The organism is uncultured Veillonella sp. (assembly GCF_963534045.1).
In the GTDB taxonomy this organism is placed as follows: Bacteria; Bacillota; Negativicutes; order Veillonellales; family Veillonellaceae; genus Veillonella.
This window is the reverse complement of record NZ_CAUSQT010000035.1, coordinates 1-15,290: the sequence shown is the minus strand read 5'-3', so window position 1 is coordinate 15,290 and position 15,290 is coordinate 1. Positions and strand designations below refer to the sequence as shown.

Here is a 15,290-nt window from a genome sequence, read left to right as displayed (position 1 = left end):
TAACTATATATTTCTTATGCAATTCGTGTAATTATCATGTATAGTAGATATATATCGGTAATAACATATAAATTTTAATTGGAGGCTGTATGTCTTTATTTGAGTTAGAGAAGACCTTGTCTTTTGATGAATATATAGCAACCTTTGATGCGGAGCGCGTGGCGAAGGTGCACGGTTTTGTAGACTGGCTTGCTCAGTATCAAGGTGGTCTCGTCCATAATCCTTGGGGTGAGGTAAATCCTGATTTAGAGATTGTTACAGATGGTTTTGATGCGGCCCAAGTGCGTCGAGATAATTTGGTAGCCTATTTATTGCCGCGATTAGGTCGAGCTAAGGTATTTGTAGTGGCAGAGGCAGTAGGATATCAAGGCGGACGTTTTAGTGGCATTGCTATTACTTGTGAAAGAATGCTATTAGATAAGCACAAAACCATTCGTGCGAAGGATGTAACGCCGATTCGGTTGGAACGCACTAGTTCGCCTACTAGCTCTTTATTAAAAGGAACACAGCAGAAGGACGGTTTTAACGAACCTACTGACACTGTGGTGTGGAGTGCTATCGTTGAAAAGGGGATAGATCCATATGATACGTTGTTGTGGAATATATTCCCCTTCCATCCTCATAAGGATGATAATCCATTGACTAACCGTACACCTACGGATAGAGAACAACAACTAGGTTGGGAGTATACAAAACGCTTGTTAGATTTACATATAGAATTAGGCGGCGTAGAACCTCTTGTGCTCGCCGTAGGCCAAAAATCTGCAGATACAATGGGAAAATTTGGATTGTCTGCTATTGGGTTGCGCCACCCTGCAAACGGCGGTGCTAATCTATATCGTCAGGGCTTTGCGGAGGCTATAGATACATACTTAAAATAGTAAACATTTGAGAGCTTTTGGAGAGATACTTATGAAACGTTATTGTGATGCTTGCCGTCATTATTGCGATGAGGCGGCTATGTTTTGCCCTACATGTGGGCAGTATACGGTGGCTACAGAGGTGGAGCGCATTGCACCTGAAGGTGATGTAATTTATCCTTTATCCCATTATCAGCTTAGCTATAAGGATACATATCTCTATGTGATGAATAAGTTCATGGATACGGATGGTCGCGCTTCGCAGAGGGAATTCTTACAATTTCTATTGCTGTGGCATGTATGTATGGTTGGTTTGCTCGCCTTTTTCTATGCTATAACCGCTATATTTCAAACGGGACCGTATTTAATCGGTTTAGGTGGGTTCTTAACGGCTATACTATGTTTAGTATCCTTACTTCCGTTAGGGTCGTTATGTGTGCGCCGACTTCATGATACGGGACGAGGCAGTGTGAGCTTGTTGCTGTTCCTCCTTCCCTTTGTAGGACCCTTGATTTTGTTCGTACTGTTATGTCAAAAGGGGCAGCCACAGGACAATCAATATGGTGGTGCGTTGCAGCATATCGTCATAGATAAACGGCTAGCTTCAATTATGAAAGTATCCCCTACGAGTAGTTCGTTAACAACGAGAGCTTTAATTGTTGTTCTTGTAAGTATAGTATGCATATTTGGATTTTCTTTACGAACTATGGGACCGGAAAATGAAGTGTTCCCTTCAGGGTGGTTTACAAATGCCATTGTTGGTGAAGGCAGTGAAGATGCCGCTCGTGCATCGGTACAAGGCTATTTTGATGCGGTAAATAATAAGGACTATGATAAGGCTTTCACGTATGTGATGAACCGAGTTAGGACCAATCCAGTAGAAAAACAAAAATGGCTCATAGCTATGCAGCAAGGTACAAAAGTGGATATGGTTACCTTGGATGTGGCACGGCTGAGTCGTTCAGGTAGTTTAAAACGTATTGTATTTGAAGCAGATTTACAAACCACAAAGGTTGGCGAAGGCATGGTAGAGGCTAAACCGATGAAGCGATATATTTCTCTTATTGAAGAAAATGGTGCGTGGCATATTGAAGGCTTTTACAAACATTTGCCTGATGATGATAACTAAATATGATGTATAAACACGGTTAGATTTTGTGCGATTATCAGCTCAAATTCGTACAGGATTAATGGAATAGCGTCAACATAAGGGTCCTCTTTTGTTAACGCTATTTTTATGTTACAATAATAGTAACGTATGAAAGCGAGGCTTTCATCAGAACGATCGGATTATAATGAACATTAAACGGTAACGAAGAGAACGTAACGTCGCGGCTGACGCGTTTAATGGTACACTATACTCATTTGCACGAGGCGAATGGACAAAAGGACTTGAACGGTAACAATTGAGTTGCGCTATTTTTGCGCCCATTTGAAAGACGCTGCTGGATAGCGCCTTTTTCGTTTGTCCGTTCCTCTGTAAAGATCAAATTTTAATGATAGGTGAAAATATATGTTAAACAAATTAATGAACAAAATTTTAGGAGGAACTGTGAATACAACAGATAATCAACATACTGCACAAGTGACTGCAGTAGAGACGGCTCCGTCTGCTCAAGGTGAGCAAAAAACAACGCGCCGTCGTACCAACACACGTCGATCTGTGGGGGAACACCGCAATACAGAAGGTCGTCGCACTGGTGAACGCCGTCATACAGGCGAAGCTAGTCAAAATGGCGAAGGCCGTCAACGACGTACGACACATACAAGAACGAATACACGTCGTCAACGTCCAGCAGCAGAGCAAGGTGAACAACAAGGTACAGAACGTAAACCGCGCCAACCTCGTCAAACCCGTACAACTCGAAGCGGTGAAAATACACATCGTACTGAACGAAATGGCGAGAATACTCGTAATACAAGAAATACACGTAATACGCGTACACGTAATACGAATGATAATAATCGTAATGAAAATACTAACAACCGTCGTACGCGCACTAACAACCGTCCGATGACTCGCAACCAAGAGGTTCAATCCGATTTAATTGGTCGTCAACCAGCGGGCTCTAATAAGGGTAAATTTCAAATTATCCCTCTTGGTGGCCTTGGTGAAATCGGTAAAAATATGACCATTTTTCAATACGAGGATGAAATCATCGTTCTTGATGCAGGTCTTGCGTTCCCTAGTGAAGATATGCTTGGCGTAGATATCGTTATTCCTGATATGAGCTATATCATTGAGAATAAGGACCGCGTGAAAGCAGTCGTTATTACCCATGGTCACGAGGACCATATCGGTTCCTTAGCGTACCTTATGAAGGAAATTAACTGCCCTGTATATGCTACAAATCTTGTTTGTGGCTTGATTGAAGGTAAGTTTAAAGAGCATAAAGTATCCCCAAAATGCCTTCGCACGATTGCAGCAGGCGATGAAGTGCAAATCGGTCAAGTGAAGGTTGGTTTTATCCAAACTAATCACTCTATTCCTGACTCCGTTGCGGTGTACTTCGATACACCTATCGGTACTGTACTCCATACAGGGGACTTTAAAATCGACCAAACACCAGTTGATGGCAAATTGATGGATATTCATAAATTTGCAGAACTTGGCAACAAGGGCGTACTAGCATTGATGTCCGACTCTACAAATGTAGAAAAACCTGGTTTTACTGGTTCTGAAAGCTCCGTTGGACCTGCTATTAAACAAGCTGTAGGTGCTGCAAAAGGCCGCGTTGTATTGGCTACATTCGCATCTAACGTATCTCGTATCCAACAAGCAATCGATGCGGCGGTTATGTTCAACCGTAAGGTTGTCGTTATGGGTCGCAGCATGGTAAATGTTACAGAAATCGCACAAGAACGCGGTTATTTGAATATTCCACCAAATACGATTATCGACGTAGATGTAATGCACAACTACACAGATGATCAAATCATGATTTTAACAACTGGTTCTCAAGGTGAACCGATGGCCGGCTTATCCCGTATGGCTACAAGCAACCATCGCACTGTAGAATTGGCACCAAATGATACGGTTATTATTTCGGCTACACCAATTCCAGGCAACGAAGGTGCTGTAGGTAGAACCATCGATAACTTGCTTCGCTTAGGCTGTCATGTAGTATATGGCAAAGATCGTGGCATCCACGTATCTGGTCATGCGAGCCAAGAAGAGCTCAAAACAATGCTCAACCTTGTGCGTCCAGAATACTTCATCCCAGTTCATGGTGAGTACCGCATGTTGCGCCGTCATGGTGAACTTGGTGTGGCTATGGGCGTAGATCCTAAGAAAGTCCTTATCGGCGACAATGGCCAAATCTTTGAGTTCGATAAAGATGGTGGCCGTAAAGGTGGCCGTGTACAAGCTGGTGCTATCTTCGTTGATGGCCTTGGTGTTGGCGATGTTGGCAATATCGTTATTCGCGATCGTCAACAATTGGCACAAGAAGGCATGGTTATCGTTGTTATGGCCATGGATACTGCTTCCGGTACCATCATTGCAGGCCCAGATCTCGTATCTCGTGGCTTCGTATATGTACGTGATGCAGAAGAGCTTATGCTCGAAGCAGAACGTCGCGTTCATCAAGTATTAGATGATTGTGAAGCACAACGTATCAAGGACTGGACTACAATTAAACAAAACGTTCGCGATGCATTGGGTAAATTCTTCTATGACAAAACACGTCGTAGACCTATGATTTTACCAATCATTCAAGACGTACACTAAATAACATATCCCTCTCAAGCAGAATGCCACGATGACATGGCAGTGGTCTTGAGAGGGATATCTTTATTCTTTTGAGACACTATAAGTAGCGTGGTTGCTGTTATTGTCTACTATATAGGGTATTTGAAGTTACTTCTTTAAACTGCTATAATTAAAGGATAACTGGTATCCTTTTAGTGTTGAATGGAGTATTATGAAACAAACAAATACAAGAGCTATGGTGGAAACGGCATTTGTTAGTGCCATTGGAATTGTACTTGCCGCCATTAGTGTATACTTACCTATATTTTCATTTTTATCATTCTTAGTTACTCCGGCAGCGGTTGGAATAATTGGTACAAAATGGGGATTTAAGTATAGTACTGTAGGAACAATTGTTATATTTCTTCTATCTACTATGTTATTTGGAATAGTTAACTCATTCGCCGTAGGATTATTTACCTTGGTAGGTGTTGGTGTAGGTGCTGGAAATCGGCTCGCATGGCCTACTATAAAGCGTTTGTTCGTTCCAAGTGTATTGATGTTTTTGGCTATATTTTTAGTCATTATAGTGTCTTACTCCATGTCTGGTATTGATTTATCAACTTTAGGCACTATGGTTGTAGAACAAGCTCAAATGATGGCAAATGATGCTATGGCAACAAATTCATCTATTACACAAGAACAAGCGGATCAGTTTGTTGAAAATATACAAAATAATATTGATACTTTAGGTGATATATTTTATATGGTTATAGCCGTAGGTGCGATAGTGTATACATATATTACAATACAGATATCTTTATGGTTTGGTCGTCGATTGCGAATTTCAATTCCCGCTTTTTTACCAATTGAACAGTGGAAGATGCCAATATGGGGAGCAGGTGTTTTCGCTCTTGGTATCATAGGTGTACATGGAAGTCCATATGTACATTTAGATACACCATGGGTCATTGCTATTAGTAAAAATTTAGTATTGCTTGGTAATTTTATTTGTTCTATTCATGGCTTTGCTGCATTGGCAGATATTATGACTCGCTATCGCGTAGCACCTAAGATAAAATGGGGATTGGTTTTTGCATATACCCTATTCTTTTCTCAAGCATTAGCTATATTTGGTATTATGGATATGTTTTTAGATTTACGATCTCGTTTTAATCAACGAGGTTATTAATAGAAAGGAGGTTACTATGAAATCCTTTCAACGAAGATGGGAAGCAATGGAATGGACCATTATTGGTGTCATCGTTCTATTGATTTTAATCATCGCTTATTTAAATTGGCTATTAGCCATATTGTCGGCTATCGTGGTGGTTGCAGTATACTTGATTAATTACAATACCATCCATAATCGTCGTCGTTTAGCACGCGAACAATTTAGTGCTATGATGAAAAATGTGACGCAGGCGGCTAACTTTGCATTACAAAACTTACCGACCGCTATTGTACTTGTCAATAAACAAGGCACATTGGTATGGAATAATAGCGTATTTGCCGATTGGGTTCCGGTGGACTGGAATAAATTGCAAAAAATGTCCGCTTTGATTCCTGGATTTAGAATTGATAAGATTTGGGGCAAATCGGGGTTCTTGAAAGAGCAATACGGGGACCGCTATTTCCAAGTGGTGTACAAGTTCATCGACCCTCGCGATACAAGACCTGATGCGGATCCTAATGATGAATTGACTGAACATGCCGTTATGGCTTTGTATTTTAAGGATATTACAGCCATTGAAAAGGAACGTATTAAGGCTCAAGAAGAACAGCCTGTATGGGGCATGATTCAAATTGATAATATCGAAGAATTGACGAAGGGGCTCAGCGATAGAGAGTATACCAATCTATGGGCTGAAATCAATAATATTGTCGTTGACGAAATCGATAAACACGAAGGGTTCATCCGAAATTTCCAAGATGATATGTACACATTTGCCATTTCTCGTGGCGCTTTGCAAGACATGGAAAACAATGGCTTTAGTGTGCTTGAGCGCATCCGTAAATTGCCTTCTCCTCGTCAAGTGCCTGCTACAATCAGTATTGGCATTGGCGAAAATGCAGGCTCTGTTAAGGATGTATCCGAACGTGCTCGTGCAGCCCTCGATATTGCCTTAGGGCGCGGTGGTGATCAGGTTTGTATTATGGATGGTGAAAGCACCCGCTTCTTCGGAGGTAATACAGCTGGTATCGAAAAGAATACGCGCGTTCGTGCTCGTGTAGTCAGTCAAGCCCTTCATGAATTGATGAATGATTCTGACAAAATTCTTGTTATGGGCCATCAACGTGAGGACTATGATGCCTTAGGTGGCGCTATTGGCGTCGTATCGATTGCACGTGCTCTTGGCAAAGAGGTGCGATTAGTACTTTCAAAAGAAACAAATGCCATCGATAAAATGGTACATGTTCTTGTGGAAGACGAATTTTGGAAAACTCATATCGTAACGCCTGCAGAAGCAAAATTGTGGGCCGATGCGAATACATTAGCCATCGTTTGTGACACGCATAGAACGCCGATGGTAGCAGCACCAGAGGCTCTTGAAGTATCTGAGCGACGCATTGTTATCGACCATCATCGTCGAGCAGCTGATTTTATTGAAAATCCATTGCTTACATATTTGGAACCGGCTGCATCATCTACGAGTGAGCTCGTAACAGAACTTGTACAATATGCAGGGGTTCCTGTGAAGCTTTCAAAAGCGGAAGCCACAGGCATTTATGCAGGTATCGTTTTAGATACGAAGAACTTCGTTCAACAAACGGGGGCACGTACCTTTGAAGCGGCAGCATTCTTGCGCCGTGCAGGGGCGGATATTGAAAAGGTTAAACAATTATTTATTGAAACCTTCGATTCTATCCAATTGCGTGCTAAAATGGTATTTGAAGCCAGTCGTACCGAAGGGATTGCTATTTCTGTAGCACCTGAAGGTTTGAAGGATATGATGGCATTGGCTGCACAGAGTGCGGATATGCTCATCAGTAATGAAGATATTGAAGCGGCCTTTGTGCTTTACCCACTCAATGACGGCGGTATCGGCGTTAGTGCTCGATCCAAAGGCAAGGTAAATGTACAGGTTGTAATGGAATCCTTGGGTGGTGGCGGTCACAGAACAGTGGCTGGTGCCCAACTACAAGGTATGACGATAGAGGAAGCGAAGGCAGCTATTCTAGATAAAGCACTAGAAGCCCTTCATTCCGCTGAAAAAGAGGAGGAATAACAATGAAAGTAGTATTGTTAGAAGATGTAAAAAAAGTTGGTAAAAAAGGCGAAATCGTTGAAGTAAGTGACGCATATGGTCGTAATGTATTGATTAAAAAAGGCCTTGGTCTTGAAGGTACAGCAACTAATGTAAATAATGCGAAACAAAAGCAAGAATCCATCGCTCACAATAAAGCTGTTGCCAATGATGAAGCTAAAATCTTGGCAGCTCAATTGACTAAGGTTGAAGTTACTGTTAAGGTTCGCATGGGTGAAGAAGGCCGCGTATTTGGTTCTGTGACTGCTAAAGATATTTCAGATGCAGCAAAAGCTCAATACAAGGTAGATATCGACAAAAAGAAAATTGAAATTAAAGAACCGTTAAAGACATTAGGTGTTCATGATGTAGTGGTTCGTGTACATCCAGAAATTACGAGCACTATCAAGGTTAACGTAGTCGCTGAATAATCTTCGAATCACCATGCTCACAGAGTGTGGTGATTCTTTTTGTGCATAGAAGAGGCGTGACGCACGCTTTCATAGGGAAGATATTCATATTCTAGTTAAGGGGAGAAGGACATGGACGTACGCATACCACCGCATAATGAGGATGCGGAAAAGGCCGTATTAGGGGCATTGCTGACAGATGGGTCATCATCTGGCGAAGCCGTTGATTTGGTAACAAGTATCGTAGATCGTGATGATTTTTATCGTGATACGCATCGTATCATTTATGATGCTATTTTAAATCTTGTCAAAGTTAATAAGACGGTAGATTTCATTACGTTAAGTGAAGAACTAGAACGACGTAAAAAACTGGATACAGTAGGTGGCATTGCTTATATTACATCTCTCGCGAATGAAGCGACGGGCTATAATGTTGAAGAGCATGCGCGCATTATTGTAGAAAAAGCACAAATGCGCCGTCTCATTGATGCGGGGAATAAGATTGTTGGTATGACCTATGCTGGTGAGGATGAACCATCCGTCATTATGAATAAGGCGGAACAACTCGTTCTTGATGTAGGTGGTCAAACACAATCAGAATCGACGTTTTCACCAATCAGAGATATAGTCCTTACGAATATTGATAGACTGAATAAACTGCAACAGCATAAGGGTTCTATTACAGGTGTACCAACTGGGTTTAGAGATTTAGACTTCAAGTTAAATGGTTTGCAACGGTCGGATCTTATTCTCGTGGCGGCTCGTCCTGCTATGGGTAAGACTGCTTTCACCTTGAATATCGCTCAAAATGTAGCGATGGGGATTAAGAGGACCGTAGCATTCTTCTCCCTAGAAATGTCCAAGGAACAGTTAGTAGGACGTATTTTGTCCTCCGTGGCCGGCATCGAATCAGACAAGTTGCGCAAGGCTGACATGGACCCTAATGATTGGGGGAAGGTGATGGCCGCAGCGGATGAGATGAGCCAAGCTAACCTGTTCATCGATGATACGCCAGGCCTTACGGTGCAGGATATGCGCGCTAAGTTGCGCCGCCTCAAGGTAGAACATGGCCTTGATCTTGTCATCGTCGATTATATTCAGCTTATGCAAGGTCGTAGCTCTGGTAAGGGCAGCGAAAATCGACAACAAGAGGTATCTGAAATCTCTCGTAACCTAAAACTGATTGCCCGTGAATTTAATGTGCCTGTTATTGCCTTGTCTCAGTTATCTCGTAGTGTTGAAAGCCGCCCAGATAAGCGGCCAGTACTATCTGACCTTCGTGAATCTGGTTCCCTTGAACAAGATGCGGATATCGTTATTTTCTTGTATCGCGATAAATATTACGATGAAAATTCTGAAATGGGGGATGAGGCAGAGGTACTTATCCGTAAACACCGTAATGGTGCTGTAGGGACGGTAAGACTTCTATTTATGGGCGAATTGACGCGATTCCTAGACACAGTAGATCAAGATCGGGTCGGTCCAGAACAATAAATGTAATCTATCGGTGCATTACATAATTAGAATCAAAAAATAAAAGTACAAAGGTATCTATTGTTAGACACTATATCTAATGATAGATACCTTTTTTTATTTAAAATTACTTACATAAAAGCAAACATACGTTTGAAAATACTGTGTATTTTTGTTATACTAATGATAGAAATTATGAGGATACTGATCTTGGTGAAAGTCAGTGAATTAGCGTTGTAAGGAGGTGTTTGTATGGGTTCTGCTGATACAGAGCGGATGTATATGTGTATTGATTTGAAGAGCTTTTACGCATCCGTAGAATGTGCCGATTTGGGGGTGAATCCTTTTACAACACCATTGGTGGTGGCCGATAACTCTCGTGGTAAGGGGGCAATTACATTGGCCATCTCTCCAGCGCTCAAAAAGCTAGGCGTTAAAAACCGGTCGCGTTTATTTCAGATTCCGTCACATATTGAATATATTACGGTAAAACCTCATATGAAGCGGTATATGCAGGCGTCGGCTCAGATTTATGGGACGCTGCTAAATTACATATCTCCTGAGGATATTCATGTGTATTCTATTGATGAATATTTTATAGATATTACGCCATATACGAATTTGTACAAGAAAACGCCTCGTCAGTTGGCTCAGCTTCTGCTTGATGCGGTGCTCGACGCTACTCATATTTACGCTACTGTTGGCATTGGGACTAATTTATTCCTCGCTAAAATTGCCCTTGATATACTGGCGAAGCATGCGCCGGATTTTATCGGGTATCTTGATGAAAACCTTTTTAAAGAGCAAATTTGGCATCATCAGCCGATTACGGATATTTGGCAAGTCGGCAGCGGTATTGCAAACCGCTTACGTAAATTTGGCGCCTTCGATTTGCATGGTATTACTCAAGTGCCGGAACATAAATTATATAAGGAATTCGGTGTGAATGCAGAGCTTCTAATCGATCATGCATGGGGCCGTGAAAGCTGTACCATTGCCGATATCCATGCTTATAGACCATCTAAGCATTCTCTTTCACAAAGCCAAATTCTATTGCGCAATTATACGGCTGATGAGGCGCGATTGCCCATGCGTGAAATGGTGGAGTCCTTAGTCCTTGAACTGTTACAGATTAAGGCGGTTACAAAATGTATTCATGTTCACATCGGCTATGCGGCAGAGGATGTAAAGTCCACTGGTGGATCCAGGACTTTAGCGCATTATACGGACTCATTTCAAGAGTTATGTCCAGCTGTACTAGCCTTGTTTGATAAATATAAACGGCCTCATGAGTTAATACGACGCATTGCCGTTAGCTTTGAAGATTTAGTTAATAAGGCCGCTGTACCGACTGAAATGGACCTGTTTAGTAGTGCCTTAACGGATACAGCAGAGCAAGAGGAACATATACAGAAAACTATGCTGAATATTAAAGGACGTTTTGGTAAAAATGCTATCCTTCGTGCATCTAGCTTGCAAGAAGAAGGGACCATGCAGTTTAGAAATACATTGGTAGGCGGTCATAATGGAGAGTAGATTTTACAATAGGAATTGATGTATTGCGTGAGGGAAGGTATACATTCATGAAACATCGGATGTCGCGCTTGCAACGGGCTAAACAATTTATGCCTTTTGCGGCGTTAAAGGGATTTGAAACATTGCTGGCAGCCGTAGCACGGCCTAAGGAGAATCGTGTAGAGTTATCTGAGGACCAACTAGAGGAATTAAATCGTACAATCCAATCATTGACAGACGGAAATTTTGTGCGAGTCCTATATTACAACGGTCATTGTTATACGGAGTTGGTGGGTGCTATAGAGCTGATAAATAAGACGGCCCATACTATGTCTATAGAGGGGGTTGAGATTACCTTTAAAGACATAAAAGAAATCAATCTTTATGAATAGAAATAGTCAAAACTATAACGTAAGAATATAGAATTAGCCCATGCGTATAGGTGATACGTATGGGCTGTTTTACGTCTAATTTATTTTGATAATTTTTCTTGACATATAGTATAGATTCTATTAAAATAACATATGAACGAATATTCATATGTTATTTTAATTTATATAGGATGAAAGCTTTCTGTGCTTTCAAATATAGATAAAGGAGATATCATGGAAGAAACATTACTTCTAAAGGATTTGAACTGTGCGAACTGCGCAGCAAAAATTGAAGATCGTATCCGTAAAATGGATGTGGTAGAAACAGCCAATTTTACACTTGCTACACATCAATTAAAATTAACTGGGTCTTGGGAGGACCGTGAGGCTCTTAAGCGTGACATTCAAGACATTTGTGATGCTATCGAAGAGGGCGTAACAGTAGCCGATTACGAACGTAAATCTAAAGCGGCTATGGATGATGATGGTCGTGACAACAATCATGACAATGACGCTGTAACAATTGCAGTTATCGTAGTAGGTCTATTATTTATGATCTATGAAGCATTGACTTCCTTTGTTCCATCTATCGGATTGCCAGAGAGCATTGAAACTCCAATTTACTATGTGGCTTATGTATTACTTGCATTCCCAGTATTGCGTACTGCAGCGCGTAATATCTTAAAGGGTGAAGTATTTGATGAAAACTTTTTGATGTCCATCGCTACATTGGGTGCCATCGCTATCGATGCATTACCTGAAGCGGTAGGCGTTATTTTATTCTACCGTATCGGTGAATTCTTCGAAGAAAAAGCAACAGATCGTAGCCGTACAGAAATCATGAACGCTGTTGATATGCGTCCTCAAGAGGTGCGCGTTGTAGATACATGCGGCGGTGGCGAAATCGTAGTTATGTCCCCTGAAAAGGTTGAGGTGGGCTGGACTATTGAAGTTCGTCCTGGCGATTTGATTCCTCTAGACGGTACGATTCTTGAAGGGGAAACTCGCGTCAATACGGCTCCTGTAACCGGCGAGCCAGTACCTGTTCGCGCAGAACCAGGTACACAATTGATGTCTGGCTGCATCAATGAAACTGGCCGTATTACGATGCGCGTCGATAAGGTTCTAGAAGAATCCATGGTTACTAAAATTCTTGATGCTGTTGAAAATGCAGCTGCATCGAAACCTAAAATCGATAAATTCATTACGCGCTTTGCTCGTGTATATACTCCAATCGTAGTAGCCCTTGCCCTTGCTGTTGCGATTATTCCATCCCTCATTACTGGCGAATGGCATAGATGGATTTATACAGCCTTAACATTCCTTGTTATTTCTTGTCCATGTGCATTGGTGCTCAGCGTGCCACTTGCATTCTTCTCCGGTATTGGTAACGCATCCAAACATGGCATCTTGCTTAAAGGTGGTCGTGTTATCGAAGCATTGGCTAATGTGAAAGCAGTAGCTCTTGATAAAACAGGTACCATCACATCTGGTGAGTTCAAAGTTCACAACGTAGAAACTGTAGGCTCCCATGTAAGTTCTGGTCAATTATTATCCATGGCAGCAGCTATCGAAGCTGTATCTACACATCCAATAGCAACAAGCATTGTTTCTGAAGAAAAAAATCAAGGCCTTACAGTGGAACCTTCCGATTTCGTTCAGGAATTAGCTGGCGAAGGCATGGTAGGCATGGCAGATGGTCAACAAGTACTTGTTGGTAACCGTCGCCTTATGGAACGCTATGATGTACAAGGCTATCCAACAGAACCTGCTGAATACGGTACAGAAGTTCTTGTAGCCGAAGGTAATACATACCTTGGCCGTATTATCATCGCCGATGAAGCTCGTCCAGATTCTGCTGAAGCGATTGCTGATCTTAATCGTCAAGATATTAAAACTGTTATGCTTACTGGTGATGCTGAAGCAAGCGCTAACTATATCGCCAAAGAAACGGGTGTAAGCGCAGTACGTGCTCAACTATTGCCTCAAGATAAATTGTCCGTTGTTCAAGATATTCGCTCTGAATATGGTCCTACCATGTTCGTAGGCGATGGCATCAATGATGCGCCAGTTCTTGCTGGTGCTGACGTAGGTGGTGCGATGGGTAGCGGCGCTGATGCGGCTATCGAAGCGGCCGACGTTGTGTTCATGCGTCCATCTTTGACAGCGATTGCACATATTCTTGATTTGTCCAAATCAACATTGCGCGTGGCTTGGCAAAACGTTGTATTCGCCATTGCTGTTAAAATCCTTATCATGTTGCTTGGCATCTTAGGCTATGCATCCATGTGGTGGGCTGTATTTGGCGATACAGGCGTATCCATCCTTTGTATCTTAAACTCTGTCCGCATCTTGAGTAGAAAATAATACTGATAGATAATAAACTGCTCCTACATTGTATTAGGCAATGAGGAGCAGTTTTTCTATGTAAAACTTTCACAAGAGAATTGAATAGTACACCTAAATAGTATATAATTTTAAAGATGAGATACAGTATTTTCGCTCGGAAGGAGGGATAACATGATTACGGTGTACAAGCACATAGAAGAAGAATTAGTAGCCGATTACACGGTATCAGATGCCACAAAAGGTTCATGGGTAAATTTGGTGAACCCAGACCCCGATGAGTTATCCCTTATCAATATCCTGACGGAAATTCCTACAGACGTATTAAAGACCGCCCTCGATATGGAAGAACGTTCTCACGTGGAGTTAGAGGACAATTATATCTTTGTTGTTATCAACATTCCTGTTGTTCGCGGCAATGATATGTACGATACGGTGCCACTTGGTATCTTTTTGACGCCAGATTTCTTTATTACCATCTGTTTAGAAGAATCTGAAGTACTCTATCCGTTTATTTCTAATCAGATTTCTACGTTCTATACGTATAAAAAGACTCGTTTCTTGTTCCAAATTTTGTATCGCACGGCGACCATGTTCTTGCGTTACTTGCAACAAATCAACCGTCGTACAGACGATATCGAAGTCCAATTGCGTCATACTACAAAGAACAAGGACTTCTTCCAATTGTTGGAATTACAGAAATCCATGACATACTTTACGTCCGCTTTGCGTACGAATGGTACCGTTATGGAACGTTTATTGCGCTTGCGTGGTCACAGTTCCTATAAACACCTTCTCAAGATGTATGAGGAAGATGAGGATCTATTAGAGGACGTTATCATCGAGAATAAACAGGCCATAGAAATGGTTGAAATGTATTCTAATATCTTGATGAACATGATGAACGCCTTTACATCCATCATTTCAAACAACCTTAATATGGTTATGAAAATGTTGGCTGCCTTGACGATTACCTTGGCCGTACCGACCATCATCTTTAGCTTGTGGGGGACCAACGTGCCATTGCCGTTTCAAAACGATGAAAATGGTTTCTTCGAGGTTGTGGGCATCTCCGTGGCCTGTTCCATCGTGGCCATCATTGGCATGTGGAAAAAAGATCTTTTCTAAGATAATAACTATAATAGATATGCTGAAAGCTGGCTTTAGGCCAGCTTTTTTGTTTCTAATATAAGTAGTTCTACATGGGAGATATCTGAGGTTACCTTTATTCAATTGTTGCACATTTCAATACAAATCTGCTATAATATACCATTATGGAGAGGTGTCCGAGTGGTTTAAGGAGCTGGTCTTGAAAACCAGTGACTCCGCAAGGGGCCGTGGGTTCGAATCCCACCCTCTCCGCCATTCAATTTTAT

At 41.7% G+C, this 15,290-nt stretch carries 11 protein-coding genes and 1 tRNA gene; all 12 read left to right on the top strand.

What is annotated here, in order from left to right:
* Positions 1-89: 89 nt before the first annotated feature.
* Positions 90-881, top strand: a complete 792-nt coding sequence (locus tag RYP29_RS06740) for a uracil-DNA glycosylase (RefSeq protein WP_038122973.1) — start codon at positions 90-92, stop codon at positions 879-881.
* Positions 882-912: 31 nt separating this feature from the next.
* Entirely contained in the window at positions 913-1,989 is a 1,077-nt protein-coding gene (locus RYP29_RS06735) for a DUF805 domain-containing protein (protein WP_311532709.1), read from the top strand.
* 423 nt (positions 1,990-2,412) lie between these two features.
* Positions 2,413-4,590, top strand: coding sequence for a ribonuclease J (locus RYP29_RS06730; RefSeq protein WP_259334837.1), 2,178 nt, complete (start codon positions 2,413-2,415; stop codon positions 4,588-4,590).
* A 193-nt stretch (positions 4,591-4,783) separates the two neighbouring features.
* Positions 4,784-5,743 (top strand): DUF2232 domain-containing protein, encoded by a 960-nt coding sequence (locus tag RYP29_RS06725; protein WP_311532708.1) that lies wholly within the window; start codon positions 4,784-4,786, stop codon positions 5,741-5,743.
* A 16-nt stretch (positions 5,744-5,759) separates the two neighbouring features.
* Positions 5,760-7,781: a DHH family phosphoesterase gene (locus tag RYP29_RS06720; RefSeq protein ID WP_311532707.1), complete on the top strand. Its 2,022-nt coding sequence runs from the start codon at positions 5,760-5,762 to the stop codon at positions 7,779-7,781.
* A 2-nt stretch (positions 7,782-7,783) separates the two neighbouring features.
* The gene (gene rplI, locus RYP29_RS06715) at positions 7,784-8,230 is read left to right on the top strand and encodes a 50S ribosomal protein L9 (protein ID WP_005384538.1); all 447 of its coding nucleotides are present in this window, start codon (positions 7,784-7,786) and stop codon (positions 8,228-8,230) included.
* Positions 8,231-8,341: 111 nt separating this feature from the next.
* Positions 8,342-9,703: a replicative DNA helicase gene (dnaB, locus tag RYP29_RS06710; protein ID WP_311532706.1), complete on the top strand. Its 1,362-nt coding sequence runs from the start codon at positions 8,342-8,344 to the stop codon at positions 9,701-9,703.
* 231 nt (positions 9,704-9,934) lie between these two features.
* Positions 9,935-11,218: a DNA repair protein gene (locus RYP29_RS06705; protein WP_311532705.1), complete on the top strand. Its 1,284-nt coding sequence runs from the start codon at positions 9,935-9,937 to the stop codon at positions 11,216-11,218.
* 47 nt (positions 11,219-11,265) lie between these two features.
* Positions 11,266-11,589, top strand: a complete 324-nt coding sequence (locus tag RYP29_RS06700; RefSeq protein WP_302943999.1) for a YolD-like family protein — start codon at positions 11,266-11,268, stop codon at positions 11,587-11,589.
* Between the two features lie 213 nt (positions 11,590-11,802).
* Positions 11,803-13,935 (top strand): heavy metal translocating P-type ATPase, encoded by a 2,133-nt coding sequence (locus tag RYP29_RS06695; protein ID WP_311532704.1) that lies wholly within the window; start codon positions 11,803-11,805, stop codon positions 13,933-13,935.
* Positions 13,936-14,088: 153 nt separating this feature from the next.
* The gene (locus RYP29_RS06690) at positions 14,089-15,042 is read left to right on the top strand and encodes a magnesium transporter CorA family protein (RefSeq protein WP_005378032.1); all 954 of its coding nucleotides are present in this window, start codon (positions 14,089-14,091) and stop codon (positions 15,040-15,042) included.
* A 148-nt stretch (positions 15,043-15,190) separates the two neighbouring features.
* Positions 15,191-15,279, top strand: a tRNA-Ser gene (locus tag RYP29_RS06685).
* Positions 15,280-15,290: the final 11 nt, after the last annotated feature.